Annotated in this window: 30 protein-coding genes and 1 tRNA gene; 6 read left to right on the top strand and 25 right to left on the bottom strand. The window is 61.5% G+C overall.

Features of this window, described 5'->3' with window-relative positions:
- Positions 1–183: 183 nt before the first annotated feature.
- Complete coding sequence (gene fnr / locus CHU94_RS08510) at positions 184–903, top strand: fumarate/nitrate reduction transcriptional regulator Fnr (protein WP_094479342.1); 720 nt, start codon at positions 184–186, stop codon at positions 901–903.
- On the opposite strand, the gene CHU94_RS08505 is transcribed toward fnr, so the two are convergent.
- The 9 genes from CHU94_RS08505 to CHU94_RS08465 form a co-directional block, all read right to left on the bottom strand.
- On the bottom strand, positions 904–1140 hold the full coding sequence (locus tag CHU94_RS08505) for a hypothetical protein (RefSeq protein WP_094478707.1): 237 nt from the start codon (positions 1138–1140) through the stop codon (positions 904–906).
- Positions 1141–1156: 16 nt separating this feature from the next.
- Complete coding sequence (locus CHU94_RS08500) at positions 1157–1432, bottom strand: FixH family protein (RefSeq protein WP_094478705.1); 276 nt, start codon at positions 1430–1432, stop codon at positions 1157–1159.
- A 9-nt stretch (positions 1433–1441) separates the two neighbouring features.
- On the bottom strand, positions 1442–2815 hold the full coding sequence (gene ccoG, locus CHU94_RS08495; protein WP_094478703.1) for a cytochrome c oxidase accessory protein CcoG: 1374 nt from the start codon (positions 2813–2815) through the stop codon (positions 1442–1444).
- Positions 2816–2933: 118 nt separating this feature from the next.
- Positions 2934–3848, bottom strand: coding sequence for a cytochrome-c oxidase, cbb3-type subunit III (gene ccoP, locus CHU94_RS08490; protein WP_094478701.1), 915 nt, complete (start codon positions 3846–3848; stop codon positions 2934–2936).
- A gap of 19 nt (positions 3849–3867) precedes the next feature.
- Positions 3868–4005: a cbb3-type cytochrome c oxidase subunit 3 gene (locus CHU94_RS08485; protein ID WP_094478699.1), complete on the bottom strand. Its 138-nt coding sequence runs from the start codon at positions 4003–4005 to the stop codon at positions 3868–3870.
- An 18-nt stretch (positions 4006–4023) separates the two neighbouring features.
- Positions 4024–4650, bottom strand: a complete 627-nt coding sequence (gene ccoO / locus CHU94_RS08480; RefSeq protein WP_094478697.1) for a cytochrome-c oxidase, cbb3-type subunit II — start codon at positions 4648–4650, stop codon at positions 4024–4026.
- A gap of 13 nt (positions 4651–4663) precedes the next feature.
- Positions 4664–6100, bottom strand: a complete 1437-nt coding sequence (ccoN, locus tag CHU94_RS08475; protein WP_094478695.1) for a cytochrome-c oxidase, cbb3-type subunit I — start codon at positions 6098–6100, stop codon at positions 4664–4666.
- Positions 6101–6198: 98 nt separating this feature from the next.
- A complete protein-coding gene (ccoS, locus tag CHU94_RS08470) occupies positions 6199–6336 on the bottom strand; it encodes a cbb3-type cytochrome oxidase assembly protein CcoS (protein WP_094478692.1) in 138 nt (45 codons plus the stop codon).
- Positions 6336–8660: a cation-translocating P-type ATPase gene (locus CHU94_RS08465; RefSeq protein ID WP_094478689.1), complete on the bottom strand. Its 2325-nt coding sequence runs from the start codon at positions 8658–8660 to the stop codon at positions 6336–6338. Before CHU94_RS08465 ends, ccoS begins: the two co-directional genes overlap by 1 nt.
- A gap of 103 nt (positions 8661–8763) precedes the next feature.
- Between CHU94_RS08465 and CHU94_RS08460 the strand changes: the two genes are divergently transcribed.
- Positions 8764–9207: a universal stress protein gene (locus CHU94_RS08460; protein WP_094478687.1), complete on the top strand. Its 444-nt coding sequence runs from the start codon at positions 8764–8766 to the stop codon at positions 9205–9207.
- 36 nt (positions 9208–9243) lie between these two features.
- Here CHU94_RS08460 and CHU94_RS08455 read toward each other — a convergent pair whose 3' ends face one another.
- The 9 genes from CHU94_RS08455 to CHU94_RS08415 form a co-directional block, all read right to left on the bottom strand.
- Positions 9244–10308 carry an HD domain-containing phosphohydrolase gene (locus CHU94_RS08455; protein ID WP_094478685.1) on the bottom strand — a complete coding sequence of 355 codons (1065 nt, stop codon included), beginning with the start codon at positions 10306–10308 and terminating at the stop codon, positions 9244–9246.
- 55 nt (positions 10309–10363) lie between these two features.
- Entirely contained in the window at positions 10364–11896 is a 1533-nt protein-coding gene (locus CHU94_RS08450; protein WP_094478683.1) for a malonyl-CoA synthase, read from the bottom strand.
- A gap of 45 nt (positions 11897–11941) precedes the next feature.
- On the bottom strand, positions 11942–12772 hold the full coding sequence (locus tag CHU94_RS08445; protein WP_094478681.1) for an enoyl-CoA hydratase/isomerase family protein: 831 nt from the start codon (positions 12770–12772) through the stop codon (positions 11942–11944).
- A gap of 27 nt (positions 12773–12799) precedes the next feature.
- Positions 12800–13807, bottom strand: a complete 1008-nt coding sequence (locus CHU94_RS08440) for a tripartite tricarboxylate transporter substrate binding protein (RefSeq protein WP_094478679.1) — start codon at positions 13805–13807, stop codon at positions 12800–12802.
- Positions 13808–13853: 46 nt separating this feature from the next.
- Positions 13854–15353 (bottom strand): malonyl-CoA decarboxylase family protein, encoded by a 1500-nt coding sequence (locus CHU94_RS08435; protein ID WP_094478677.1) that lies wholly within the window; start codon positions 15351–15353, stop codon positions 13854–13856.
- Positions 15350–16018 carry a GntR family transcriptional regulator gene (locus CHU94_RS08430; protein ID WP_094478675.1) on the bottom strand — a complete coding sequence of 223 codons (669 nt, stop codon included), beginning with the start codon at positions 16016–16018 and terminating at the stop codon, positions 15350–15352. The genes CHU94_RS08435 and CHU94_RS08430 overlap by 4 nt, the downstream gene beginning before the upstream one ends.
- Positions 16019–16108: 90 nt before the next feature.
- Positions 16109–16927 carry a prolipoprotein diacylglyceryl transferase gene (gene lgt / locus CHU94_RS08425; protein ID WP_094479340.1) on the bottom strand — a complete coding sequence of 273 codons (819 nt, stop codon included), beginning with the start codon at positions 16925–16927 and terminating at the stop codon, positions 16109–16111.
- Positions 16928–16979: 52 nt separating this feature from the next.
- On the bottom strand, positions 16980–18839 hold the full coding sequence (ilvD, locus tag CHU94_RS08420) for a dihydroxy-acid dehydratase (RefSeq protein WP_094478673.1): 1860 nt from the start codon (positions 18837–18839) through the stop codon (positions 16980–16982).
- A 65-nt stretch (positions 18840–18904) separates the two neighbouring features.
- A complete protein-coding gene (locus CHU94_RS08415) occupies positions 18905–19150 on the bottom strand; it encodes a TIGR04438 family Trp-rich protein (protein ID WP_094478671.1) in 246 nt (81 codons plus the stop codon).
- 96 nt (positions 19151–19246) lie between these two features.
- On the opposite strand from CHU94_RS08415, the gene CHU94_RS08410 reads away from it, so the two are divergent.
- Positions 19247–19561 carry a c-type cytochrome gene (locus tag CHU94_RS08410; RefSeq protein WP_094478669.1) on the top strand — a complete coding sequence of 105 codons (315 nt, stop codon included), beginning with the start codon at positions 19247–19249 and terminating at the stop codon, positions 19559–19561.
- A gap of 115 nt (positions 19562–19676) precedes the next feature.
- On the opposite strand, the gene acs is transcribed toward CHU94_RS08410, so the two are convergent.
- On the bottom strand, positions 19677–21674 hold the full coding sequence (gene acs, locus CHU94_RS08405; RefSeq protein ID WP_094478667.1) for an acetate--CoA ligase: 1998 nt from the start codon (positions 21672–21674) through the stop codon (positions 19677–19679).
- A gap of 381 nt (positions 21675–22055) precedes the next feature.
- On the opposite strand from acs, the gene CHU94_RS08400 reads away from it, so the two are divergent.
- Positions 22056–23609, top strand: a complete 1554-nt coding sequence (locus CHU94_RS08400) for a fumarate hydratase (protein WP_094479338.1) — start codon at positions 22056–22058, stop codon at positions 23607–23609.
- A gap of 4 nt (positions 23610–23613) precedes the next feature.
- A complete protein-coding gene (murI, locus tag CHU94_RS08395) occupies positions 23614–24450 on the top strand; it encodes a glutamate racemase (protein ID WP_094478665.1) in 837 nt (278 codons plus the stop codon).
- Between the two features lie 38 nt (positions 24451–24488).
- Here murI and CHU94_RS08390 read toward each other — a convergent pair.
- Positions 24489–24565 (bottom strand) — tRNA-Arg (locus tag CHU94_RS08390).
- Positions 24566–24708: 143 nt separating this feature from the next.
- Between CHU94_RS08390 and CHU94_RS08385 the strand changes: the two genes are divergently transcribed.
- Positions 24709–25089: a hypothetical protein gene (locus CHU94_RS08385; RefSeq protein WP_094478663.1), complete on the top strand. Its 381-nt coding sequence runs from the start codon at positions 24709–24711 to the stop codon at positions 25087–25089.
- Here the strand turns inward: CHU94_RS08385 and CHU94_RS19495 are convergent, their stop codons facing one another.
- Genes CHU94_RS19495 through CHU94_RS08365 form a run of 5 tightly spaced genes read right to left on the bottom strand, consistent with a single transcriptional unit; the run spans position 25090 to position 26810 of the window.
- The gene (locus CHU94_RS19495; protein ID WP_255033884.1) at positions 25090–25218 is read right to left on the bottom strand and encodes a hypothetical protein; all 129 of its coding nucleotides are present in this window, start codon (positions 25216–25218) and stop codon (positions 25090–25092) included.
- Entirely contained in the window at positions 25215–25697 is a 483-nt protein-coding gene (locus tag CHU94_RS08380; protein WP_094478661.1) for a hypothetical protein, read from the bottom strand. The genes CHU94_RS19495 and CHU94_RS08380 overlap by 4 nt, the downstream gene beginning before the upstream one ends.
- Complete coding sequence (locus CHU94_RS08375) at positions 25694–26020, bottom strand: hypothetical protein (RefSeq protein ID WP_094478659.1); 327 nt, start codon at positions 26018–26020, stop codon at positions 25694–25696. The genes CHU94_RS08380 and CHU94_RS08375 overlap by 4 nt, the downstream gene beginning before the upstream one ends.
- 2 nt (positions 26021–26022) lie before the next feature.
- Complete coding sequence (locus CHU94_RS08370) at positions 26023–26400, bottom strand: DUF6527 family protein (RefSeq protein WP_217901295.1); 378 nt, start codon at positions 26398–26400, stop codon at positions 26023–26025.
- Entirely contained in the window at positions 26397–26810 is a 414-nt protein-coding gene (locus CHU94_RS08365; RefSeq protein ID WP_094478657.1) for a hypothetical protein, read from the bottom strand. The genes CHU94_RS08370 and CHU94_RS08365 overlap by 4 nt, the downstream gene beginning before the upstream one ends.
- Between the last annotated feature and the right edge of the window lie 3 nt (positions 26811–26813).

Genomic DNA, 26813 nt, shown 5'->3' with positions numbered 1-26813 from the left:
TGGCAGCACAAATGTCGCCCAAACGCCCGCGACCGACATTGATACAAATCAAGTCTCAAGCGGGTGCACAGGCGGATAATTGACTTGCATCAGGGGAACCACATGTTTGAAACCACCACTCCATCCGGCAAACCAGGCGAGGTGCATGCACCCATCGCCATCACGCCCGTTTCCAATGGGCCCCTGAGCCCTCAGACCATCAAGGTCGCGTGCTCCAACTGCAATTTGCGCGAACTTTGCATGCCCCTGGGTCTGAGCCCCAGCGAGCTGGACAAGATTGATGACGTGGTGGCCAGCCGCCGCAAGGTCAAACGTGGCGGCACCCTGTTCCGCAATGGCGAGCGCTTTACCAGTCTGTACGCCATCCGTACCGGCTTCTTCAAAACCTGCGTGGCCTCGGAAGACGGGCGCGACCAGGTCACCGGCTTTCAGATGGCGGGTGAAGTGATTGGTTTGGACGGTATCGTGAATGATCACCACACTTGCGACGCCGTGGCACTGGAAGATGCCGAGGTCTGCGTCATGCCGTTCGAGCGCATTGAGGAGCTCTCGCGCGAAGTGAATGCCCTGCAACGCCATGTGCACAAGATCATGAGCCGCGAGATCGTGCGGGAAAACGGCGTGATGTTATTGCTGGGCAGTATGCGCGCCGAGGAGCGCCTAGCCGCTTTCCTGTTAAACCTGGTGCAACGCTTGCACGCACGCGGTTTCTCGCAGTCTGAACTGGTGCTTCGCATGACGCGCGAAGAGATCGGCAGCTACCTGGGACTGAAACTTGAAACGGTCAGCCGCACCTTCTCCAAGTTTGTGGAGGACGGCATTGTGGAGGTCAAGCAGCGCCATGTGCGCATCCTCAACACCGATGCGCTCAAAGACATCGTGAATCCCAAGGTCTGCAATTGATCAGTCGTTCACTTCCGCGGGGTTCAGACTTAGCAGTGCTGTCAGCCCACTGGCCACCAACGTGACCAACCAGAACGCAAAAAAAGCCAAGGTGTAAACACCTTGGCGAGAGAACTCCAGAGGCTGCCCCAGCCAGTGCAACTCATGCGGGTCAACAAACGCAAACACCAGCAACTCCAGCAAACAGGCTGCCAAAAAAGCAGGCCACACAATGGCTGTCCACTTGGTTTTGGGCATGGTGCGCCTTTGGGTATCAGGGTTTGGGCTGGGCCGCAGGTGTTTTGACACCCGTTGCCGCATGGTTGCGCGCCTGCATGGCAGGAGCCAAGCTTTCAGGGGCACCCTCCAGCGTGCGGTTGATCTCAATGCCCTTTTGGTAGTAGTTCTGGTCCACCACCGGATCCGCCCCGGACATGGCCAGGTACAACGTAATAAAACCAGCCACCACCACAATGGCCGGACCAGCCAGCACTAACCAGACATGCCCAAAGTGCCACCAGGGCTGGGAGGAGATTGATGGAGAGTCCATATGGGGTCCTTAACGGGGAACAATAAACACCGATTTTTCAGTCACGGTCATGTCACGGGTCGCATTGGCCACCTCAAACTGGATGGCATGTGAGCCTGAGGGAGCAGCTTCGTACGGCACTTGTACCCGTATCGCCACCCAGCGCGCCTGGGTAGCGCCAATGGCCACCGTGGGACTATCCATCTGGGTAGTCATGCCCTCAATGCCACTGGCACTAACGCTGAAGTCCTGGTCTTGCTCGGTGGCATTCATGATCTGCAAGCGGTAGACGTTTTCGATCTTGCCACCCTGGACAATACGCGCCAGCGTGCCACGGTCACGCACCACATCCACCTTGAAGGGCGAACGCAAGGCCAGACTCACCAACATGGCCGCAACCACCGCCAGCAGAATGCCGCTGTACACCAGCACCCGGGGACGCAGCACATGGCGAATGGTCTGAGCACGGGTCCAGTGTTGGCTGACTGCATTTTGAGTGGAGTACTTCACCAAGCCGCGGGCATAACCCATCTTGTCCATCACGGTGTCACACACATCGGCGCAGGCACCACAGCCAATACATTCGTACTGCAGACCTTTGCGGATATCGATGCCCGTGGGACACACCTGTACACACAGGCTGCAGTCCACACAAGCGCCCAGGTTCAAAGCCAGGGGATCGGCTTTGCGCGATCGGGCACCACGGGGCTCTCCGCGCTCTTGGTCGTAGGTCACCACCAGGGTGTCCTTGTCGAACATCGCGCTTTGGAAGCGGGCATAGGGGCACATGTATTTGCACACCTGTTCACGCATGTAGCCCGCATTGCCATAGGTGGCAAAGCCGTAGAACAGAATCCAGAAACTCTCCCAAGGGCCCAAGCCCCAGTGCAGGACTTCCTGGCTAAGGGTGTGGATGGGCGTGAAGTAGCCGACAAAGGTAAACCCTGTCCACAGCGAGACGGCAATCCACATGCACTGCTTGGTTGCTTTACGCCACACTTTGTCCCAAGTCCAGGGGGCCGCATCACGGCGCATGCGGGCTGAGCGGTCGCCTTCGGCCAGCTTCTCCATCCAGAGAAAGATCTCGGTGTACACCGTCTGGGGACAGGCATAGCCGCACCAGAGACGCCCTGCAACTGCCGTGAACAGGAACAGCGAAAGGGCAGAGATCACCAGAATGCCGGTGAGATAGACAAAGTCCTGCGGGTAGAGGACCAAATTGAAAATATAAAACCGCCGCGCGCCAAGGTCAAAAAGCACGGCCTGGCGCTGCCCCCACTCTAACCAAGGCAGGCCATAGAACACCAGTTGCGTGAGGAACACCAACGCCCAACGCCACTTGCTGAAATACCCGCTCACGCTGCGGGGGTAGATCTTTTTGTGGGCCTCGTACAAAGCCACCATCTCCGCATCGGCCCCGGGAGGTGGCTCTATCGGGCCACGATCCGGAGACGGCGCAATCGGAATGACTTTGCGCGAGGACTCAGACGCAGTGTTCAACGTAATCGCTCTGGTGCGGTCTTTACTTGGCAGGCGTTCCGTTATTGGACATGCCCCACACGTAAGCAGCCAACACCTGGATTTGGGCGGCCGTCAACTTGTCAGCCTGGGCAGGCATCTGGTTGACCTTGCCGTTGTTGATCATGGCCACGATAGCGTTCTCTCCGTAGCCATGCAACCAGATGTCATCAGCCAAGTTGGGGGCGCCCAGTGCCACATTGCCTTTGCCATCGCCACCGTGACAGGCGGCACAGGCAGCAAACTTGGGCTTGCCCAAGGCGGCACGTACCGAGTCGTGCGGGCTGCCTGACAGGCTCAGCACGTAGTGCGCCACGTTCTTCACATCATCGCCCGTACCAACTGCCGCAGCCATGGGAGGCATCTGACCGATGCGGCCTTGGGTCAGGGTTTCAGCAATTTTGTCGGGCGTGCCACCATGCAACCAATCGGCATCGGTCAGGTTGGGAAACCCTTTGGAGCCGCGGGCGTCAGAGCCATGGCACTGCGAGCAGTTGTTCATGAACAGGCGTTCACCAATCGCATGGGCCTGCGGGTCTTTGGAGACATCCTCGGGCTTCATGGAGGCGAATTTGGCGTACAAGGGCGCAACCTCTTGGTTGCCCTTGGCCACTTCGGCCTGGTACTGGCCCTCTTGGGTCCAGCCCAGTTTGCCAGCGGATGTACCCAAGCCGGGGTACAGCGCCAGGTACACGCCAGCAAACACGATGGTGATGACGAACAGCCACACCCACCAGCGTGGAAGGGGATTGTTCATCTCGCGCAGGTCACCGTCCCACACGTGTCCGGTGGTGTTGTCATTGGCAGTCATGGCCTTCGCTTTGCCGCTGAACCACAGCAGCAGCAGACAGGCCACAATGCCAATCACCGTGATGGCCGCCACATAGACGGACCAGAAATTGCTCGTAAAGTCGCTCATTTGTATTCCTTATGCGGGTTCAGTCCTGCTCAAAAGGCAGGTTGGCGGCTTGCGCAAAGTCACCCGAGCGTCGCTTGGACCACGCCCACCAGACTATGCCGACAAACACCACCAGGCTGACCAAAGTGGTCACAGAACGCAGGGTATTGATGTCCATGGAAATCTCCCTTTCGCTTTACTTGAGTGCCAGGCCAAGCACTTGCAAGTAGGCAATAGTGGCCTCCAGCTCGGTCTTACCCTTCACCTCTTCCGGTGCTTTGGCAATCTGCTCGTCGGTGTACGGCACACCCACAGTGCGCAGGGCTTTCATGCGGGCAGGCATGTCGGCTGCAGGAACCAGATTCTTTTCCAGCCAAGGGTAAGCGGGCATGTTGGACTCGGGTACCACGTCGCGCGGGTTCACCAAGTGGATACGGTGCCATTCGTCGCTGTACTTGCCGCCCACGCGAGCCAAGTCGGGACCGGTACGCTTGCTGCCCCATTGGAAGGGGTGGTCATAGACCGACTCGCCCGCCACCGAGTAGTGACCGTAACGCAGCGTTTCAGCACGGAAGGGACGGATCATCTGCGAATGGCAGTTGTAGCAACCCTCGCGGATATAGACGTCGCGGCCCGCCAGTTGCAGCGCGGTGTAGGGCTGGATGCCCTTGATCGGCTCAGTGGTGGATTTCTGGAAAAACAGCGGAACAATTTCCACCATACCGCCCACCAGCAGAACCAGCAGGATCAACACAATCATCAAGAAGTTGTTGGTTTCAATCTTCTCGTGCGACAAGCCAGAGGTCTTGGTTTCGTTAGCCATGTTCTTGTTCTCCTTAGGCGTGAGCAGCAGCAGTGGGAATGGTCACGATGGTCGCCCGACCCGCAGTGGCAGTCTTGAGGGTGTTCCACAGCATGATCAGCATGCCGCCCAGGTACAAGAGCCCGCCCAGCAAACGCAGCACATAGAAGGGATAGGTCGCCTTCACGGACTCCACAAAGGTGTAGGTCAGCGTACCGTCGGGGTTGACAGCGCGCCACATCAGGCCTTGCATCACACCGGCAATCCACATCGCGGCGATATAGATCACGATGCCGATGGTGGCTACCCAGAAGTGCAACTCAATGGCTTTGACACTGAACATTTGCTTCTGGCCAAATAGACGGGGAATCAGGTAATACATGGAGCCCATGGTCACCAAGCCCACCCAGCCCAAAGCACCCGAGTGCACGTGGCCCACTGTCCAGTCGGTGTAGTGGCTCAATGCGTTCACGGTCTTGATGGACATCATGGGACCTTCGAAGGTGGACATGCCGTAGAAGGACAGGGACACGATCAGGAAGCGCAGGATGGGGTCATCACGCAGCTTGTGCCACGCGCCGGACAAGGTCATGATGCCGTTGATCATGCCGCCCCAGCTGGGTGCCAACAAGATCAGGGAGAACACCATGCCCACAGATTGGGTCCAGTCGGGCAGCGCGGTGTAGTGCAGGTGGTGAGGACCGGCCCACATGTAGGTGAAGATCAGCGCCCAGAAGTGGACAATGGACAGGCGGTAGCTGTAGACCGGACGACCAGCCTGCTTGGGGATGAAGTAGTACATCATGCCCAGGAAGCCTGCGGTCAGGAAGAAGCCCACGGCATTGTGGCCATACCACCACTGCACCATGGCATCTTGTACGCCAGCGTAGGCCGAGTACGACTTCATGAAGCCCGCAGGAATGGCTGCGCTATTAACCAGGTGCAGGATGGCAACCGCCAAAATGAAAGCACCAAAGAACCAGTTGGCTACATAGATGTGCTTGACCTTGCGGGTACCCACCGTGCCGAAAAACACCACGGCAAAGGCCACCCAGACCAGCGTGATCAGGATGTCAATTGGCCACTCGAGCTCGGCATACTCTTTGCCTGAGGTGTAACCCAGCGGCAAGGACACCGCAGCGGCCAGAATGACCAGCTGCCAGCCCCAGAAGGTGAAGGCTGCCAGCTTGTCGCCAAACAGGCGTACCTGGCAAGTGCGCTGTACCACGTAGTAGGCCGAGGCAAACAAGCCGCAGCCACCAAACGCAAAGATCACCGCATTGGTGTGCAGGGGCCGCAATCGCCCATACGACAACCACGAAATACCGAGGTTGAGCTCGGGCCAGGCCAGCTGGGCGGCGATGATCACGCCGACCAGCATGCCGACCACGCCCCAGACCACGGTCATGATGGCGAACTGGCGCACAACGGTGTCGTTGTAAACCGTCGCCTGTTGATTTGGAAAAGCCATATTTACCTCTTCTTGGATTACTGCAAACCGAGTGTCTTACCGCCCTTGCCCGCTCAGGTTGACCCAAATCAACCGGGGCCTAAAAACCCTTGCATTTGTCAGGGATCACGCAAGATGCGCTCCCCCTCCGACTCAATGTCTTCGAACTGCCCGCGGTCGATGGCCCACCAGAGGCCTCCGAGAATGAAAAACACCAGCACCACGGACAGGGGAATCAACAAATACAAAATGTCCATCAAACCTCCACCATGTTCAGGGGGCCCGAACGCGGAACGCGGGCCAGGCGCAAGGCATTGAGCACGACCAGCAATGAGCTACTGGCCATGCCCAGCCCCGCCAGCCAGGCCGGCAAGTAACCGGCCACGGCCAGCGGCACACAGGCCGCGTTATAGGCCAGTGCCCACCACAGGTTTTGCCGCACGATGCGCTGCGTTTTGCGTGCCAACTGGAGCGCACCCAGCACCGCATCCAGGCGCCCGCCCATGACCACCAAATCAGACTGCGCCTGTGCCAGGGGAACGGCCTGGCCAAAGGCAAACGAGATATGGGCACCGGCCAGCACCGGGCCATCGTTGAGGCCGTCACCCACCATGGCAACCGTGTGGCCTTGGGCCTGCAAGCGCTGTAGGTAGGCCAGCTTGTCGGCGGGCGAACAGCCACCCTGTGCCTGCGCAATGCCGGATTGTTCGGCCACGCGCAACACCGCCTCGGGGCGATCCCCGGAGAGCACATGCACCTGCACGCCCTGCGCATGCAAGGCAGCCACCACTGCAGGCACCTCGGGCCGCAAGTCCTCTTGCAACACGAAGGTAGCTACCCATCCCGCGCTGTCACTCAGGTGCACGCACAAACCCTGCTGCACCGGCAAAGCATTGGTTAGTTCACAAAAGCCCGCAGACCCCAAACGCATGGGCTGGCCAGCAGCACCCGCATCGCTTGCGTGCCGCAGATTTCCAGCAACGCCTTGCCCTGCAGACTCTTGCACGGCAGCACACGTCCACTGCGGCAACCCCGATTCCCGCTGCGCCGCCTGCACCAGCGCTTTGGACGCTGGATGCAGAGAGTGGCTGGCCAGTGCCGATGCCATGGCCACAGCATCAGCCCGCGCCACACTCGCACGGGTATGCACCGCTTGCAAGGCCATGGCGTCACGGGTCAGGGTGCCTGTTTTGTCGAACACCACAGTGTCCACGGCCGCCAAGGCCTCCAGGCTGGGCAGGTTGCGGACCAAGAGCCCCGCACGCGCCAAGGTTCCGGCGGCGGCGAGCATGGCCGCAGGGGTGGCCAGCGACAAGGCGCAAGGGCAAGTCACCACCAGCACCGCCACAGCCACCATGAGCGCATGGCCGGGATCATGCGGCCACCACCAGGCACAGGCCAGCGCTGCAGCGGCCAGCACAGCCAACAAGAAGGGCTTGGCCAGGCGATCGGCCAACAGGGCGCCACGCGGCTTGGTGGTGGAGGCACTCTCCATCAGAGCCACGATCTGGGCGAAACGGGTCGAGTCACCCACCTCGGTGACACGTACCAGCACCGTGGCATGCAGGTTGTGGCTGCCCGCCACCACGGTCGCGCCCACTGCGCGTGGCAAGGGGTGCGACTCGCCACTGAGCAAGGCCTCATCCACCAGGGTGCTGCCCTGCTCCACCACGCCATCAGCAGCAAAGGCCTCACCAGGCAACACACGCACCAAGTCTCCCGGCACCAGCCGACGCACGGCCACGCGCTCAAACTCACCCAACGCGGTCTGGCGCTCCACGCTGTCAGGCAGGCGGTTCATCAGCGCCTCCAGCGCGCCCGCGGTGCGATCGCGCAGGCGCAACTCTAACCAGCGGCCGGTGAGCAGGAAGAACACAAACATGGTGAGCGAGTCGAAATACACCTCGCGCCCGAAGATGCCTTGCGGGTCAAAAGTGCCCGCGGTGCTGACCACAAAGGTGATCACCATGCCCAGTGCCACCGGCAGGTCCATGCTGATGCGCAGCTGCGCCACATCGCGCAGCGCACTTTTGAAAAACGGACCACAGGAAAACAGGACCACCGGCAAGGTCAGCACCCAGGAGGCCCAGCGCAACAGTTGCTCCATTTCGCTACTCAGGTCACCGGGCTGGGCTACGTAAGCGGGCCACGCATACATCATCACCTGCATCATGCACAGACCTGCCACCAACCAGCGCCACAGCGCTTGGCGCGAAGCCTTGCGTCTGCGCTCACTGGCAAACACGTCGTTGGCAGGCACCGCACGGTAGCCCGCCTGTTGCACCGCCTGCATCCAGCCTGAGGGCTGCACCACTGTCGACGACCAGACCACGCGCGCACGCTGGCTGGCCGCGCTGACTTGGGCACTCACCACCCCGGGCACCTGGCGCAAGGCGTCTTCCACGGTGAGCGAACAGGCCGCGCAGTGCATGCCTTCGATCACCACGCTGGACTCCCACTGCGCCGGGTCATGGCGGTCCGCACGGCTGAATGCGCCCCACTCCTGGGGATCGTCCAGCAATGCCAGCGCCGCCGCAGAATGGGGCGCAAGCGCAGTGGGGGCCAAGGTTGCAGCAGTCATGGAGAGAGTGTGCCCAGTCCTATGCAGGAAAAGCTTGATTCAAATCAAGTCATCTTCTGGGCGCAAGCGTAATCTGAAAGCTTCCAAGTCACAAGGAGTCCCTATGTACCAGCGTATTCTTGTTCCCACCGATGGCAGCACCCTCTCCAAAAAGGCCGTGACCAGCGCCATTGCCCTGGCCAAACTGTGCAACGCCGAGCTGGTGGCGCTAAAAGTGGTGCCGCGCTATCCGCAGTCCTACTTTGAAGGTGGCATTGCGCTGGCGCCGACAGAGGTCAAGCAGGTCGAAAAGACCTGGGGCGATGCCGGGCAGGCTGTGGTCGACGCCGTCAAGAAAGCCGCAGCCGCCAAAGGCGTTGAGGCCAAGGCCGTGGTGGTGCGTTCCGATGTGGTGTCCGACGCCATCCTGGCTGCCGCCAAGAAGCACCAGTGCGACTTGGTGGTCATGGCCTCGCACGGGCGCAAGGGCATCAAACGCCTGCTGCTGGGCAGCGAGACGCAGCACGTGTTGACCCACGCAGCCATCCCCGTGCTGATTTTGAAGTAAATCAGCCTCAAGCCCTCGTGGATACTGCGCAAGCAGCTACAAAATAGAGAGCAGCTTCGACTCGCCTGCATCCGCGTGCAGCGCGCGCACGGCCAAAATGTCGTCCCAGGCGTTGAGAAAGCTCTGCACGCAGCGGGGGTCGAAATGGGTGCCGGAGCCTGCGGTGAGAAAGTCCACCGCAGCCTCCAGCGTCCAGGCTTTTTTGTAGGGCCGCTCGGAGGTCAGTGCGTCAAACACATCGGCCACCGCCACGATGCGGCTGAACAGCGGGATAGCCTCTCCCTTCAAACCCCGGGGGTAGCCACTGCCGTCAAATTTCTCGTGGTGGCCAAGTGCGATTTCAGCGCCGGCCTGCAGCACCTGCGAGGCACTGCCCTGCAGCAGCTCGTAGCCATACACCGCGTGCTGCTGCATGATGGCGAACTCGGTTTCGCTCAGACGCCCCGGTTTGAGCAAAATATTGTCCGCAATGCCCACCTTGCCAATGTCGTGCATGGGCGCGGCTTCCAGCAGCAGCTCTTGCTCCGCCTCACTCAAGCCCAGCCCTTTGGCAATCAAACGGGAGTAATGGGCCATGCGCGAGATATGGGCGCCGGTCTCGGGGTCGCGAAATTCGGCCGCTCGGGACAGGCGCATCACGGTATCGCGCTCGCGCGCCAGAATCTCAGCCGTTGCCTTCTGCACTTCGTCAGCCAGCCACGCGGCCCGGTCAGCCAGCTTGGTCCGGGCGTCACTCAGAATCAGCAGGTTTTTGGCGCGTGCCAAAAACTCCACCTTGTCCACTGGCTTGCCCAAAAAGTCGTTGGCCCCGGCATCCAGCGCACGGTAGCGCACCGGCTTTTGGTCGTTGGCGGTGACCATCATGATGGGGGTGATGTCCCGGCCCGGGATCTGGCGGAACCGGCGGATGAATTCCAGCCCGTCCATGCCGTTGAGCGTGTAGTCCACGATCACCAGATCGACTGACTTGCCTTTGGCCCATGCCAAGGCTTCCACAGGATTGGACAGGGGGATGGCCCGGCAGTCTCCCAGCTTCTCCACCAACTCACTGAGCAAGGCCAGGGCGGCGGGGACGTCGTCAACGATAAGTACGTGCTGCATGACCAAAATATGACAGAAACCGGCCTACTGTAGCCGACGCTGGGCCACGCAGAACTTACAAGGTGCGGTATTGCTCGCGCAGCAGATTTTTTTGCACCTTGCCCATGGCATTGCGCGGCAACTCCGGCACCACCACGCAGCGCTTGGGCACCTTGAAGTTGGCCAGCATGGCTTTCAGGGTGGCAATCACCTGCGTGGGGTCCACCGTGGCACCAGCCAGCGGCACGATGACTGCCACGCCCACCTCGCCAAAGTCGGCATTGGGCACGCCGACCACCGCACTCTCGGCCACACCGGGCAGGTTATTGATGTAGCCCTCGATCTCGGCGGGGTAGACGTTGTAGCCGCCACTGATGATGAGGTCTTTGCTGCGGCCCACGATGGTCACATACCCGTCGACATCTACGCGACCCACATCACCGGTCTTGAAGTAACCGTCGGCAGTGAACTCCTGCGCAGTTTTCTCCGGCATCTGCCAGTAGCCCAGAAACACATTGGGACCCCGCACTTCAATATTGCCGGTCTCGCCTTGCGGCAGGGGCTTGCCCGCGTCGTCGCACACGCGCAGCTGCACGCCGGGCAAGGGCTGGCCCACGGTACCCACCTTGCGTTCGCCATCCACCGCGCGGCCGGGGTTGGAGGTGAGCATCACGGTCTCGGACATACCGTAGCGCTCCAGAATCGTGTGGCCGGTGCGGGCCTGCCACTGGTGGTGCGTGTCCACCAGCATGGGGGCGGAACCGGAGACAAAGAGGCGCATGTTTTTGGTGACCTGCGCGGTAAGCCCTGCCTCGGCCAGCAGGCGCACATAAAGCGTGGGCACGCCCATGAACACAGTGGCGCGCGGCAGGTGCTGCAGCACCACCTTGGGGTCGAACTTGGCACACCAGACCATCTTGCTGCCATTGATGAGCGCGCCGTGGATGGCGACAAACAGGCCGTGCACGTGGAAGATGGGAAGCGCGTGGATCAGCACATCGCCCGGCTGCCAATCCCAATAGGAGTGCAGCACACGCGCATTGCTCAGCAGGTTGCCGTGGCTCAGCATGGCACCTTTGCTGCGGCCAGTGGTGCCACTGGTGTAGATGATGACGGCGAGGTCATCGGGCTTGCGTTGCGCCATGGTGTGGGTGGTGGGGAACTGGCTGGCGCGGTCCAACAGCGAGCCGGTGCGGTCGTCATTGAGCGTGAACACGTGGGCCGTTCCGGCCATGAAGGCCATCTTGCTCACCCACCCAAAGTTGCGCGCACTGCACACCACCATGGCGGGCTTGGCGTCTTCGATGAAATAGGCCATCTCCGCGCTTTGGTAGGCGGTGTTGAGCGGCAGATAGACCAGACCGGCGCGCAGCGTGGCCAAGTACAGCACCAGCGCCTCCACCGATTTCTCCACCTGCACCGCAATCCGGGCGCCCTTGGGCAGCTGCAAAAATTCGAACAGATTGGCCACCATGGCGGTGGCCTGGTCCAGATCGGACCAGCTGTACTGCAAGCCACTGTCGGTTTCTACCGCGCAGGCGCTCAGGTCTGCGGGAAAGGCGACGCGCAGTGCGGCAAAGAGGTTGGCATTCTCGGTGGGGTGGGCCATGGTCGTGTCTCGGGTGTCGGTGGTCGGAGTCAGATGTCGGGAGGATTAAAACTGCGGCTTGCGCTTGGCCAGAAAGGCGCTGATGCCTTCGCGGTGCTCGGCACTGTCGGCGTAGGCATACGCTGCATCGGGCACGAGCACCGAATTCGCTATTAAATCAGGAGCTGCTTGCGCAGTATCCGCCGAGGCTACAGGCCTATTTGATGCCAAAATGGCGCGCAGGATCTGCTTATTCAGGCGTGCGGCCTGCGGCGCCAGGCCGGCTATGCGTTGCGCCAGCGCCTGGCTGTGGCCCGCCACCTCGGCTTCGGCCAACACCTTCGTCAGAAAACCGTGTGCCAGCATGGCCGGCGCATCAAACACCTCGGCCGCGAGCAGCATGGCACGCGCCACCGTGGTGCCAGCGGCCTGTGCCACCAGCGCAGCCTCTTTGGGCGCCATGGGAAAGCCCAGCCGCGCAATCGGGGCGCCGAAGCGGGCCGTCGCGCTGGCTACCCGCAGGTCGCAGCAACTGGCCATCTCCACGCCCGCGCCCATGCAATTGCCCTCAATCTGGGCCACGATGGGCACATCGCAATCCAGCATCGCTTGAAGGCCACCCCACACCTCGTCCTCATGGAACTGGCGCAGTTCGGCCTCGTTGAAACGAAAGCTGGGGTACTCGGCAATGTCTCCGCCCGCACAGAAGTGCCCGCCCTCCCCGCGCAGCAACACGCAACGCGCCTGCGGGTCGGCCTGGATGGCGGTGAACACAGCCTTGAGTTCGCGCCACATGGCACGCGACATGGCGTTGAACTTGCCGGGGTGCGACAGCGTGATGTGGACCACGCCTTGCGCCTCGCCCCTGCCGTGGTGTACCTGGATGCTGCCCGCCATGCTTGCCCTGTCGGTTGGAATGAAGCTTCAGTCCAGCTTGGCGCCAGAGGCTTTGACGACCTCGGCCCAGCGCTTCACTTCGGAACCCACAAAGGTGCCAAACTGCGCGGGGGTGAGCTTGCCAAACTCGGCGCCGTTGTTGGCCCAGCTGGCCTTGATCTCATCGGCAGCGGCCAAACGGTTGACCTCTTCGACAATGCGCGCTTGCACGTCGGCCGGGGTGCCCTTGGGCGCCCACAGGCCGTACCAGGTGGTGACGGTGTAGTCCGGCAGGCCCAGTTCGGCGGCGCAAGGCACATCCGGGAAGGCCGGGTTGCGCTTGGTACCCGAAACCATCAGCGCCTTGATGCGCCCGCCCTTGATGTGGGCTGCCGATGATCCCAGGCCGTCAAACATCATGTCCACGCTGCCGGCCATCAGGTCTTGCAGGGCCGGGCCTGCGCCGCGGTAAGGAATGTGGGTGATGAAAGTCTTGCTCTGCTGCTTGAACAACTCACCTGCCAGATGGTGAGAGGTGCCGCCGCCAGCCGAGCCGTAGTTCATCTTGCCGGGGTTGGCTTTGACTTGCGCCAAAAATGCCTTGAAGTCACCGGGCACGTTTTTGGGGTTCACCACCAGCACCTGCGGCACGTTGGCCACCAGGGCCAGGGGCACAAAGTCTTTTTGGATATCGTAGTCCAGCTTGGGGTACATGCTGGGGGCAATGGCGTGGTGCACCGCGCCCATGAAGAGGGTGTAGCCGTCGGGCTGCGCCTTGGACGCGATGCTGGCACCCAGCGTGCCGCCGGCGCCGCCACGGTTGTCGATCACCAGCTGGGTACCGGTGAGCTTGGCAAACTGGGCCGCCATGGGGCGCGCAAACGCATCGGTGCCGCCACCGGCCGGGAACGGCACCACCAGGGTCACGGGCTTGGCCGGCCACTTGGCCTGGGCCAGGGCGGCAGCGGGCGCCAGCGCCCAGCTGGCCGCTGCTGCAGCGCCTGTGGCGAGAAGGCTGCGACGGCTGCTGCCGCCTGGGTGAGGGAATCGGGTCATGTTTGTCTCCTGTTTGTTATCGGATCGGCACACACTAAGAACACGCTCAAAAAAACAGCTCACTGATGGCCGGAGCCACCGGAATCTTGCCCTGGGACAGCAGCTCGCGATGCTTGTCCAAGCGCTTGAGGTCGTAGAGGTAATTGACCATCAGACCATACGATTGTTTCAGGCCTTTGGGCGACGGGTCGCTGGCCCAGTTGATCCGCTCCACGCGGGCGCCATTGCCCAGATGGAAGCGCGCCACCGCATCCAGCGGGCGGCCTTGCACCGTCTCTTGCCCCAAATACTGCGCGGCACAGCGCAACAGCATCAGGCGCACTGCGGACGCCGGCTTGAGCCCCAAGGGTGATTCGGCCGCCGCCAAAAAGTGGGCCGCGGTGACTGGCTCAAACCCGACTGCACGCCCCAGCTCCGCACGGCTCTTGGCATCCAGTCGTTCCAGCGCAGCCGCTGCGTTTTTGCCCAGCCAGGACCGAAAACCCGGAATGGGCGACAGCGTGGCAAAGGTCTTGAGTTTGGGGAATTCTTCTTTGAGTGTTTCCACCACCCGCTTGATCAGCGAGTCGCCAAAACTCACGCCACGCAGCCCCTCCTGGGTGTTGCTGATGGAGTAAAAAATGGCGGTGGTGGCAGCCCCGAGGTCTGCCGCATCGGCAGATTCATCCAGCAGTGGTGTGATGCTGTCCGCCAGCGCATCGACCAGCGCCACTTCCACAAAAATCAAGGGCTCATCCGGCAGGCGCGGGTGGAAGAAGCCATAGCAGCGACGGTCCGAATCCAGCCGGTTCTTCACATCGGCCCAGCTCTTGATGTCGTGCACCGCCTCATACTTGATGAGTTTTTCCACCAACGAGGCCGGTGAGTCCCAGCTAATGCGGCGTAGCTCCAGAAAACCCACGTCGAACCAGGTGGAGAACATGTACTCCATCTCCACGTCCAGCGCTTGCAGACGTTTGTCGGTCTTGAGCGCGGGCTGCATCTCGGCGCGCAGGTTGACGAGAAATCGGATGCCGGTCGCGTCGGCACTGAAACGCTGCAGCACACGCCGGCGCGGCGACACGGTGGCGCGACGGTAGTGCACCTCGGCAGCGGCCTCGTCGGGCGTGCCCAGTGCGGCAGCAAACTTCGCCTGGGCGGCCTTTACCTTGTCGGGGTCGGCCATAAACATCTCGCTCATCAGCAGCCACATGTCCTGGCGCCGGGCCGGTGTGGCACCGGCGTACCAGGCCATCAGCGCAGCCGCTCGGCGTCCGCCCTCCACTTCGCTCACACGGTCGTCAATCACGGCCTGAAGCTCTTGCAGCGTGCGGCGCAACATGCGCGGCGACAGCGCCTCACCAGTATGGCGCAAGGTGGCTTGCAGGCGGGCCCGAGTGCTGCGCTGGCCCACCGGGGGCTTGGTAGCCGCCGCTCCCGCGCCATTGCCCGCTACATTTTTAGGAGCATTTTGCGCAGTTTCTACGGGGGTTAGAGCCTCTTTTGACTTTGAACTTCTGGGCATAAGCCGCGCCACATTGCGGTTGATCCAAGAGTCCTGGTTCATGCGAGCAACCTGCTTTTCTGGGTGCGGGAGAGTTCGCGCAGCGCATCGCGCTGGCGCAGCAAATGGGTACGCATGGTGGCGTCGGCGGCTTCGCCATCGCGCGCCTTGATGGCGGCAAACACGGCCAGATGCTCGTTCAGGCTTTGCTCCAGGCGCCCCGGCGCATGCAACTGCTGCAAGCGCGCGAGCTTGAGGATTTTGCGCAAATCGGCAATCACCTGGGCCAGCCAGCGGTTGTTGGCCAAGGTGATGATGGCTTCGTGGATGGCGTAGTTGACCGCGTAGTAATCGGTAATGCGCTTGGCCGCGGCGTGCTGCTGCAGGCTGGTGTGCAGGGTTTCCAGCGCGGCAATGTCGGCATCGGTGGCATTGCGGGTAGCCTCCAGCGCACAGCGGCCTTCGAGCAAGGCGATCACGGGAAAGATCTCGTCCAGGTCCTGCTCGGTCACCTGGCTCACAAAACTTCCACGGCGTGGCTCGTGGCGTACCAGGCCTTCAGCCGCCAGCACCTTGAGCGCCTCGCGCAGCGGTGTGCGTGAGATGGCCAATTCAGCACACAAGGCCACCTCATCGATGAAACTGCCCGGTGCCAGCGCCCCGTCAAAAATCCGCGCACGCAGGCCATCGGCGACCTCGTCGTGCAGGGAGTTGTGGATCAGTCGCATCGCTGTAATTTTCCGTAATTACGGATAATTACAAACCTGCAGGCCGCGATGGTCAAGCCATTTCGGCCCAGTGTTTACCCTAGCAGACGCCTACGGTTTGGTGGTTTGGCGGCCGGCCCACAGCCAAAGGGCGATGCCGCCCACCATCATGGGCACGCACAGCCACTGGCCCATGCTCATGCCGGTTTGCTGCTGCAGCCACAGCAGGTGGGCATCGGGTTCACGGAAGAACTCCGCGACAAAGCGAAAGACACCGTAGCCGAACAAAAATGCCGCAGCCACTTGCCCCTGCTTGCGCGGCGTGCTGGCGTACCACCACAGCAACACAAAGAGGAGCAAGCCTTCCAAAAGAAACTGGTAGACCTGCGAAGGATGACGCGGCGCATCCCCCGCGCCACGGAACACCATGCCCCAAGGCAACGTGGGGTCAGCCAGGCGCCCCCACAGCTCACCATTCAGGAAATTGCCCACCCGTCCGGCCGCCAGCCCGGTGGGCACACAGGGCGCCACAAAATCAGCCACCTGCCAGAACGAGCGGCCGCGCGACCGTGCAAACCAGACCATGGACGCAATCACGCCCAGCATGCCGCCATGGAAACTCATGCCGCCCTGCCAGACAAACAACACTTCCAGCGGGTGGGTGGCGTAGTAACCCGGCTTGTAGAACAGACAGTAGCCAATGCGCCCGCCCAGGACCACGCCCAACACGCCCAAAAACAGGATGTCTTCGACATCCTTGAAGCTCCAGGCGGCCTGCCCCTGCAGCGCATTGAACGGCGCTTGGCGCAAGCGGCGACTGCCCAAAAACAGGAACAGCGCAAACGCGGCGAGGTAGGTCAAGCCGTACCAATGCACGGCCACGGGGCCGAGCTGGAGGGCAACAGGATCAATTTGGGGGTGAATCAGCATGGGCAGCATTGTGCCCCGGCCGAGGGACCGCGCAGGCCCCCGGCGGTCAATCTCAGTCGTCGAGCAGGGACAGGTCGCGCACTGCCCCCTTGTCGGCGGACATCACCAGCTTTGCGTAGGCCTTGAGGGCGGCCGAGACCTTGCGGGGACGCGGCTGGGCAGGCTTCCAGCCCAACTTGTCCTGTTCCACACGGCGCTTGGCCAGCTCTTCGTCGGACACCAGCACGTTGATGCTGCGGTTGGGAATGTCGATACGGATGCGGTCGCCATTGCGCACCAGGCCAATGGCGCCACCAGCTGCCGCTTCGGGCGATGCGTGGCCGATGGATAAGCCCGAGGTACCGCCCGAGAAGCGGCCATCGGTCAGCAGCGCACAGGCTTTGCCCAAGCCCTTGGACTTGATGTAGCTCGTGGGGTAGAGCATCTCTTGCATGCCGGGGCCGCCCTTGGGGCCTTCGTAGCGCACGATGACCACGTCACCGGCCACCACCTTGTCCGCCAAGATGTTCGCCACGGCCTCATCCTGCGACTCCACCACGTGGGCAGGGCCTTCAAAGACCAGCAGGCTGTCATCCACGCCTGCCGTCTTCACCACGCAGCCATTGAGCGCGATGTTGCCGACCAGCACGGCCAAGCCACCTTCTTTGCTGAAGGCATGGTCAAACGAGCGGATGCAGCCCTCAGCGCGGTCGGTGTCCAGGCTGGGCCAACGGGCCGCTTGGCTGAAAGCCACTTGCGTTGGAATGCCACCGGGGCCCGCCATGTAGAAGGTCTTGACCTCTTCGGACGGATTGCGCTTGATGTCCCAAGCGTCCAGCGCGTCCTTCATGGTCTTGCTGTGTACGGTGGGCACATCGGTGTGTAGGCGGCCCGCACGGTCCAGCTCGCCCAGAATGCCCATGATGCCGCCGGCGCGGTGCACGTCTTCGATGTGGTACTTGTTGGTGTTGGGCGCGACCTTGCACAACTGCGGCACGATCTTGGACATGCGGTCGATGTCGGCCATGGTGAAGTCGATTTCGGCCTCTTGGGCAATTGCCAGAATGTGCAGGATGGTGTTGGTGGAGCCGCCCATGGCGATGTCCAGCGCAATCGCGTTCTCGAACGCTTTGAAACCCATGGAGCGCGGCAGGATGCTGCTGTCGTCTTCTTCGTAGTAGCGCTTGCACAGCTCCACCGCCAGGCTGCCAGCGCGCTTGAACAGTTTTTCGCGGTCCGCATGCGTGGCCACCACCGTTCCATTGCCGGGCAGGGACAAGCCCAGTGCTTCGGTCAGGCAGTTCATGGAGTTGGCGGTGAACATGCCCGAACACGAACCACAGGTGGGGCAGGCAGAGCGCTCCACCTCAGCCACATCGGCGTCGCTGACCTTGTCGTCAGCTGCCATCACCATGGCGTCGATCAGGTCGAGCTTTTTGAATTCGATTTTTTGCGTGGTGGGGTTGAGCAGCTTTACTTTGCCGGCCTCCATGGGACCGCCGGATACGAACACCACCGGGATGTTCAGGCGCATCGCGGCCATCAGCATGCCGGGAGTGATCTTGTCGCAATTGGAGATGCAGACCATGGCATCCGCGCAGTGGGCGTTCACCATATATTCCACACTGTCGGCAATGATGTCGCGGCTGGGCAGCGAATAGAGCATGCCGTCATGCCCCATGGCAATCCCGTCATCCACGGCAATGGTGTTGAACTCCTTGGCCACACCGCCTGCCGCTTCAATCTCGCGCGCTACCAGTTGGCCCAAGTCTTTCAAGTGCACGTGGCCAGGCACGAACTGGGTGAAGCTATTGACCACGGCGATGATGGGCTTGCTGAAGTCAGCGTCCTTCATGCCGGTGGCACGCCACAAGGAGCGTGCGCCCGCCATATTGCGGCCGGCGGTGGAGGTCTTGGAACGGTAAGCTGGCATGGTGATTCTTGAAGATTCGGGGTTGGAGGGCTACAAAAGCAGCTGCAATTATGTCCCAGCGCCTCTTAGCGGCGCTTCTTGCTGCCCAGAGTGCCTATGGCCTTGCGGTTTTTGTCAATCCGCTCTTGCTTGCGTGCGTTTTCACGTTCCATGGCCTTGCGTTTGGTATAGCCCGAGCTGTCGGCCCAGGCCCACCAGGCTACCGCCAAACCAAACGGTGCGAGCACGGTCAACCAGGACCACGCAGCCACCGGCTCCACCTCCATGAACTTCAGCACCAGAAGTACCAAACCGATTCCCAAAAAATACATGACTGTCTCCTGCTGGATTGCGCCACCGCAAGCGTGGCGTCAACCTCTGTTACTACAATGGCGTTGAAGCACTGTAAACCAACCCACGAGGTCTCCATGAAAAAGTCCCTGATCACTTTGGCACTCGGCGCAAGCGCCATCCTGTCGGCTGCTCCCGCCTTTGCAGACTTGGCGCTGGCCACTTCCAAGAACTGCATGGCTTGCCATGCCGTAGACAAGAAACTGGTTGGCCCCGCCTACAAGGAAGTGGCTGCCAAGTACAAGGGCGACAAGACCGCCGTGGACAAGCTGGCCACCAAAATCATCAAGGGCGGTAGCGGTGTATGGGGTGCCGTTCCCATGCCTGCCAACGCCCAGGTCAACGAAGCAGATGCAAAAAAATTGGCTGCCTGGGTGCTGGCCACCAAGTAAGACCCGAGGAACAGCGGCACGCTTGCAAAAGCCGGCCGCCCAAATAAAAAGCCGCTACGCGCAAGTGCAGCGGCTTTTTATTTGTGGGGCGATTGACATCGCCCCACATGGCCAATCAGTACGCTTGGCCCAGTTGATCGAGAATCGCCGGATTCTCCAGGGTCGAGGTGTCTTGCGTGACCGCTTCGCCTTTGGCCAGCGAACGCAGCAGGCGGCGCATGATCTTTCCGGAACGGGTCTTGGGCAGGTTCTCGCCAAAGCGGATGTCTTTGGGCTTGGCAATCGGGCCAATTTCCTTGGCCACCCAGTCGCGCAGCTCTTTGGCAATGGCTTTGGCTTCGTCGCCCTTGGGCATAGGGCGCTTGAGCACCACAAATGCACAGATGGCTTCACCAGTCAGGTCATCAGGGCGGCCCACCACGGCGGCTTCGGCCACCAGGTCGGTCTTGGCCACCAGCGCAGACTCGATCTCCATCGTGCCCATGCGGTGGCCCGACACGTTTAGCACGTCGTCGATACGGCCCGTGATGCGGAAGTAGCCACGGTCGGCACTGCGCACCGCGCCGTCACCGGCCAGGTAGAGCTTGCCGCCCATCTCTTCGGGGAAATAAGCTTTCTTGAAACGCTCTGGGTCATTCCAGATGGTGCGGATCATCGACGGCCATGGGCGCTTGACGACCAAGATGCCGCCCGTGCCGTTGGCGATGTCGTTGCCCACCTCGTCGACGATGGCAGCCATGATGCCGGGCAGTGGCAGCGTGCAGCTACCGGGCACCAGCGGTGTGGCACCAGGCAGCGGCGTCATCATGTGGCCGCCGGTTTCGGTCTGCCAGAAGGTGTCGACGATGGGGCAGTTCTCGTGGCCCACGTTCTTGTAGTACCACATCCATGCTTCGGGGTTGATGGGCTCGCCCACCGAACCGAGGATGCGCAGACTGGACAGGTCGCTGCGATCGGGGTGCACGGCAGCGTCACCTTCGGCGGCCTTGATCAGCGAACGGATGGCGGTCGGCGCGGTGTAGAAAATGGTGCACTTGTGGCGCTCAATCATCTGCCAGAACCGGCCGGCATTGGGGAAGGTCGGCACGCCCTCAAAAATGATCTGCGTGGCGCCCGCTGCCAGCGGGCCATAGGCCACGTAGGTGTGGCCGGTGATCCAGCCGATGTCGGCGGTGCACCAGAACACGTCACTGGGCTTAAGGTCAAAGGTCCAGTCCATGGTGAGCTTGGCCCACAGCAGGTAGCCGCCGGTGGAGTGCTGCACGCCCTTGGGCTTGCCAGTGGAACCCGAGGTGTAGAGGATGAACAGCGGATGCTCGGCGCCAACCGGCACGGGCGCGCACTCGGTGCTCTTGCCGGCCAGGGCTTCGTCAAAGGTCTTGTCGCGGCCGGCCACCATGTTGCAGGCGGTCTTGGTGCGCTGGAAGACGTAAACAGTCTTGATGGACTCGCAGCCACCCATGCCCAAGCCTTCGTCCACGATGGCCTTGAGCGGAAGTTCTTTGCCGCCGCGCATCTGGTAGTTGGCGGTGATCACGGCCACGGCGCCAGCGTCAATGATGCGCTCTTGCAAGGCCTTGGCCGAGAAACCGCCAAACACCACGCTGTGGGTGGCGCCAATACGGGCGCAGGCCTGCATGGCGATCACGCCTTCGAGCGTCATGGGCATGTAGACCAGCACGCGGTCGCCCTTCTGGATGCCATCGGCCTTCAGCGCGTTAGCAAACTGGCTCACGCGGGCCAGCAGTTCCTTGTAGGTCGTTTTGGTAACAGTGCCGTCGTCAGATTCAAAAATGACTGCCACCTTGTTTTCGGTCGGCGTGCCCATGTGTTTGTCCAGGCAATTGGCCGAGGCGTTGAGCTCACCATCGTCAAACCACTTGTAGAACGGCGCATTGGACTCATCCAGCGTGCGGGTGAAGGGTTTGTTCCACACCACGTTCTCGCGGGCCAGGCGAGCCCAGAAGCCCTCAAAGTCCTTTTCGGCCTCGGCGCACAGGGCGTTGTAGCCCTCCATGCCAGAGATGCGGGCGCCCTTCACCATGCTTTCACTGGGGGGGAACACGCGGTTTTCAACCAGCAGGGACTCCATGGCCGATGTCGATGTACTCATATTTTTGTCTCCTCGGGTAATGCAAACTGCCCGGACTGTGGTGGCCCGCACTTACAAGCCACTGACTGGCGGCTAGCTTACAAACCCAAGCACAACCCGCCCCCGAGTCGCCAGTGTTGCAAATACAAGCCAAATCGGCACTTGGTTCCCATGGAATGTGCGCCAACAGCTACAAATTCAATAGCAAACAACAGCCTCCCAAACATCTAGCGTCCGCACACGCCCCAGCCTGCGAATGAGAGGCTCCGCTGCGCTCACCCTTGTAAGGCCCACGGAAGGCTGGGCGGGGTTGACCTGTCAAAATAGCGGCTGCAAGATTTTCAGCACCGACCTCAATCCCGCATGCCCCCGCCCAAGGGCATGCTTTCACTGCCCACCGCCATGACGACCTCCATCCGCCAAGCCGACCTGATCGAATCCATCTCTGCCGCGCTGCAGTACATCAGCTACTACCACCCGGCCGACTACATCGCCCACCTGGCCCGTGCCTACGAGCGCGAGCAAAGTGCTGCCGCCAAGGACGCGATTGCGCAGATCCTGACCAACAGCAAGATGAGCGCCACCGGCCACCGCCCGATCTGCCAGGACACCGGCATCGTCAACGTGTTCCTGAAGGTGGGCATGGATGTGCGCTGGGAAGGTTTCACCGGCAGCCTCGACGACGCCGTCAACGAAGGCGTGCGCCAAGGCTACAACCACCCCGACAACACCCTGCGCGCCAGTGTCGTGGCCGACCCAGAATTCCTGCGCAAGAACACCAAGGACAACACGCCCGCGGTCATCTTTACCGAGATCGTGCCCGGCAACACCGTCGAAGTGACCGTTGCCGCCAAGGGTGGTGGCTCCGAAAACAAGAGCAAGATGTACATGCTCAACCCCGGTGACAGCGTGGTCGACTGGGTCTTGAAGACGGTGCCTACCATGGGCGCGGGCTGGTGTCCGCCCGGTATGCTGGGCATCGGCATTGGCGGCACGGCCGAGAAGGCCGTGCTGATGGCCAAGGAAAGTCTGATGGACGACCTGGACATGTACGAGCTACAGGCCAAGCAGGCCAGCGGAGCCGAACTCGACAACGTCGAAAAACTGCGTCTGGAACTGTTCGAGAAGGTCAACGCGCTGGGCATTGGCGCGCAAGGCCTGGGCGGCCTGACCACGGTGCTGGACATCAAGATCAAGATGTATCCCACCCATGCCGCCAGTAAGCCGATTGCGATGATCCCCAACTGCGCCGCCACCCGCCATGCGCACTTTGTGATGGACGGAAGCGGCCCCGTGTACCTGGACCCGCCCAGCCTGGACCTGTGGCCCAACGTCAACTGGACCCCGGACACCAAGCTGAGCAAACGTGTGGACCTCAACACGCTGACCAAGGACGAAGTGGCGAGCTGGAAACCCGGCCAGACCCTGCTCTTGAACGGCAAGATGCTGACCGGCCGCGACGCTGCCCACAAACGCATCCAGCAAATGCTGGCCAAGGGCGAAAAGCTGCCCGTGGACTTCACCAACCGCGTGATCTACTACGTGGGCCCTGTGGACCCGATCAAGGGCGAGGCTGTGGGCCCCGCAGGCCCAACCACCGCCACGCGCATGGACGGCTTTACTGAGATGATGCTGGCCCAGACCGGCCTGATCTCCATGGTGGGCAAGGCCGAACGCGGCCCAGTGGCCATTGAAGCCATCAAGAAGCACAAAAGTGCGTACCTGATGGCCGTGGGCGGCGCGGCCTACCTCGTCAGCAAGGCGATCAAGGCTGCCAAGGTGGTCGGTTTTGAAGACCTGGGTATGGAAGCGATTTACGAGTTCGACGTGGTCGACATGCCCGTCACCGTGGCCGTGGATTCCGGCGGCACCAGCGCCCACATCACTGGCCCCGCCGAGTGGCAAAAGAAGATTGCCACGGGCGAATTCAAGAGCATTCCCGTCACCTCGCGCTAAGCCCTTGGTAGTCGCTACGGCAAAGCCCTCTGCCAGCCACCCCATCGGGGTGTTTGACAGCGGCGTGGGTGGCTTGAGCGTGCTGCGTGCGCTGCGCGCCGAGCTGCCACACGAGCAGTTTGTCTACGTGGCCGACAGCGGCAACGCGCCCTATGGCGAGCGGGATGATGACCACGTCACCGCCCGCTCCCACGCCATCACCGACTACTTGCTGGGCCACCACCAGATCAAGGCGCTGGTGGTAGCCTGCAACACCGCCACAGCGGCGGCCATCAAAACCCTGCGGGCGGCCTACCCGACCATCCCGCTGGTGGGCATTGAGCCAGCACTTAAACCTGCTGCGGCGGCCAGCCAGACCAAGACCGTGGGCGTCATGGCCACCCGCGGCACTATGCAGAGTGAAAAGTTCCAGGCCCTGCTCGCGTCACTGCACGGACAAGCCACCTTTGTACTGCAGCCTTGCGACGGCCTGGCGATTGCCATTGAGCACAATGACGCTATCAAAATAGAAGCGCTTTGCGCAGAGTACACGAGGGCTATGGGCCAATTTGGCTTGAATTCTGGCGCCGTGGACACACTGGTACTGGGCTGCACCCACTACCCCTTTGTGGAGCCTGTGCTGCGCCAGTCCATCGGCGAACATGTCACTCTGCTGGAGGGTGGCGCCCCTGTGGCACGCCAAACCCGGCGCTTGCTAGAGGCCGCAGGCTTGCTGGCGAGCCAAGAGTCCGCACCGACCGCGCCCACCCGCTTCTACACCACGGGCCAAGTCAACGATCTGCGCGATGCTGCCGCTCGCTGGTTGCAGCTGGACACCGAGGTCAGCGCCTTGGCGGTCTGAAGCAGGGAAATAAATGGCGGGCGAAGCCGGCAGCCAAATGGCCTGTCCGGAGGGGATCGAACCCCCGACCCACAGCTTAGAAGGCTGTTGCTCTATCCAACTGAGCTACGGACAGTGGCTTAAACACTTGATTGTTTGCTATCAATTTTGATTGTGCTTGCGGTGCGCTCCGCAATTTCAAAACCGCAATCTATCTAACTTCCGATTATATGGGCATGGTGATGGCCTGAGACTACTTTGATACTGTATGCTTAAACAGTGTTTTACGAAGTCCAATGCCTTTACTCGCTGGGCACCAAGATGCGCCGGCCTGGCCCGCCATTCAAGGGCGAACTGACCCTGCAGAAGTGGCGTGACGGAACCAACGCTGGCAATGTGCGGCTTCGCGCTGATCTGCTTGGCGCCAACCGTAAGCCAGCCACCTACTGCCTGGTGGATGCCGTCGTGGTCAAGATCACAGAGAGCGGGATGGTCGTGATGGGCACAGAAGTCGTGCCACGCAACGAGTCGTCAAAGGCCAACGTGGAGTACTACGTGCAGACATGGTGGTGCAGGCTGCTACCCGGAAAAATGGAGTTTTTGCCAGAGCCGCCCAGAGAGTTGCCAAAGTGGCGGCGGGCGTTTGAGCCCATGGCCTGACTACTTCGCCAGCCGGCGCACGATGTCAATACAGTGCTGCACGGCCGCCGCCTTGGCAGTTTTCCCCTGCTCTTTCAGCCTGAGCCGATAGGCGGTCAGCGCTTCTATTACCGGGGCGGCGTCGATCATTGGCCGTTCACTGCGCTTCGGGCACTATCGTAGGCAGCTTGGCATTGGGCGAGGTCAGCGAGTAGCTTGTCTGCTCTGGCAGATTCCCGGACAAGAAAGCCTGCATCCGGTCTGAAAAGCTGGGCACCTGTGCAGCCGGGGTTTGGTCCAGCGCCGGTATCCGCGGGCAGATTGGCACCGCTTGGACGATCGGGGCGCTCGCGCAGCCGCTCAAGAGCAGTAGCAAGATCAGCGTCAAGTTGTGCAATTTGTGCATTTTTAGCTCTCCGGGTGTTGTCGGCTTGGTCCTGCAGTTCGGTGCTTGTGCGGGTGTTCTTCTCCAGTAGGCGCAGGGTTTGCTGGGCGGTGTCCAGCTTTTCGGCCGTCCACTTCGCCTGCACTTCGTTCTGGCCCACCTTGTAGACCTTCCAGTGGGTGGCGGCCAGGATGACGGCCAGGGCGATGGCGGCCCAGATGCGCCAGTTCAGGAGGGCGGTCATTGGCCTCCCCCTTCCGGCGCCCAGAGTCCGCTGGAGGCATTCGCTTCCAGGCTACGCGGGGCCGCCGATCCAAGGATGAAGTCGGGCATATCGTCAATCCAAATCTGGACGGACAAGCCCAGGGCCTGCATAAACGGGCGCTTTGCCTTTCGGTCCGTGTAGTGGATCCGGTCCACCTGCGCGCCAATGTGCACCCGCTCTTCTGGCGCCCGCATGGTGCAAATGTGCACCTGGTGATGGCGTGCGCGGGCAGCGGCAATAAAGGCATCCCACAAGGCCGGATCTGCCGTGTAGGTGCCGTCGTAATCGATGGCGATGATCATGGCTAGTCCACCTCCAGCATGTCCACGGTCTGGCCGCGCAGCGCATGGGAGCAGTCGCCCAGGAACTGAGCCTGACCGTCATTCACCCAGGTGTGGCATCGGTAGGGACGGGGATTGATCTTTTCGCCAGCCATGAGGCGTGCGTGTTCTTTGTCGGTGATCCGCTCGGTTCCTTCGGTCAGCACTGATGGGCGCAGGGTTGGCTTGTCAGCGTCGCCATTCCATGTCCAGCAGCCAGTGCCGTCCCTAGTCCCACTAAGGAGCACGGGCAGAAAGAGCAAGCCAGCCGGGCCGGGGAAATTCAGCTTTACGTGGGTGGCCTCTGCCACCGGGCAAGGCGTGTAGGCCCCATCCAGAATCTTCACGGGTTTGGCTTTCATGGGTAAAACGCCCTCCGTCCAGACTTCGGCGCGCGGGTGGTCAGGTGGCACCAGGTGGGTGTGGCGTCTGGGTGCTCCATGTAGAGCCCATGGGCCTCCAGCCGATCAAGGTTTGCCAGGCACCACGGGGCCAGCTTGTGCAGTGGGTCGTACACATCCACCGCCTGCCCCTGCTTGTGGCTGGAGCCTGGTGCGCCTTGGGTGCAGTCTTGGGGGCGAAAGCCGCCCATGGTCTGGCCGCTCACGTAGCTGCCAGTGGCTGGGTTGGTGTGCAGCTTGATGCCATCGGCCACAGCTTCGGCCAGCAGCGCATTAACGGGCGGCAGCAGTGCCTCAGCATGCGCGCGGCGCTCGGCGTTCCAGTCTTTGCTGTGGCTGTGTGGGCCTACATAGTCGTTGAGGCTGATCATGTG

This window comes from Rhodoferax sp. TH121 (genome assembly GCF_002251855.1).
GTDB lineage: Bacteria > Pseudomonadota > Gammaproteobacteria > Burkholderiales > Burkholderiaceae_C > Allorhodoferax.
The sequence above is the reverse complement of the archived record's forward strand: the minus strand, read 5'-3'. Positions and strand labels throughout refer to the sequence as shown.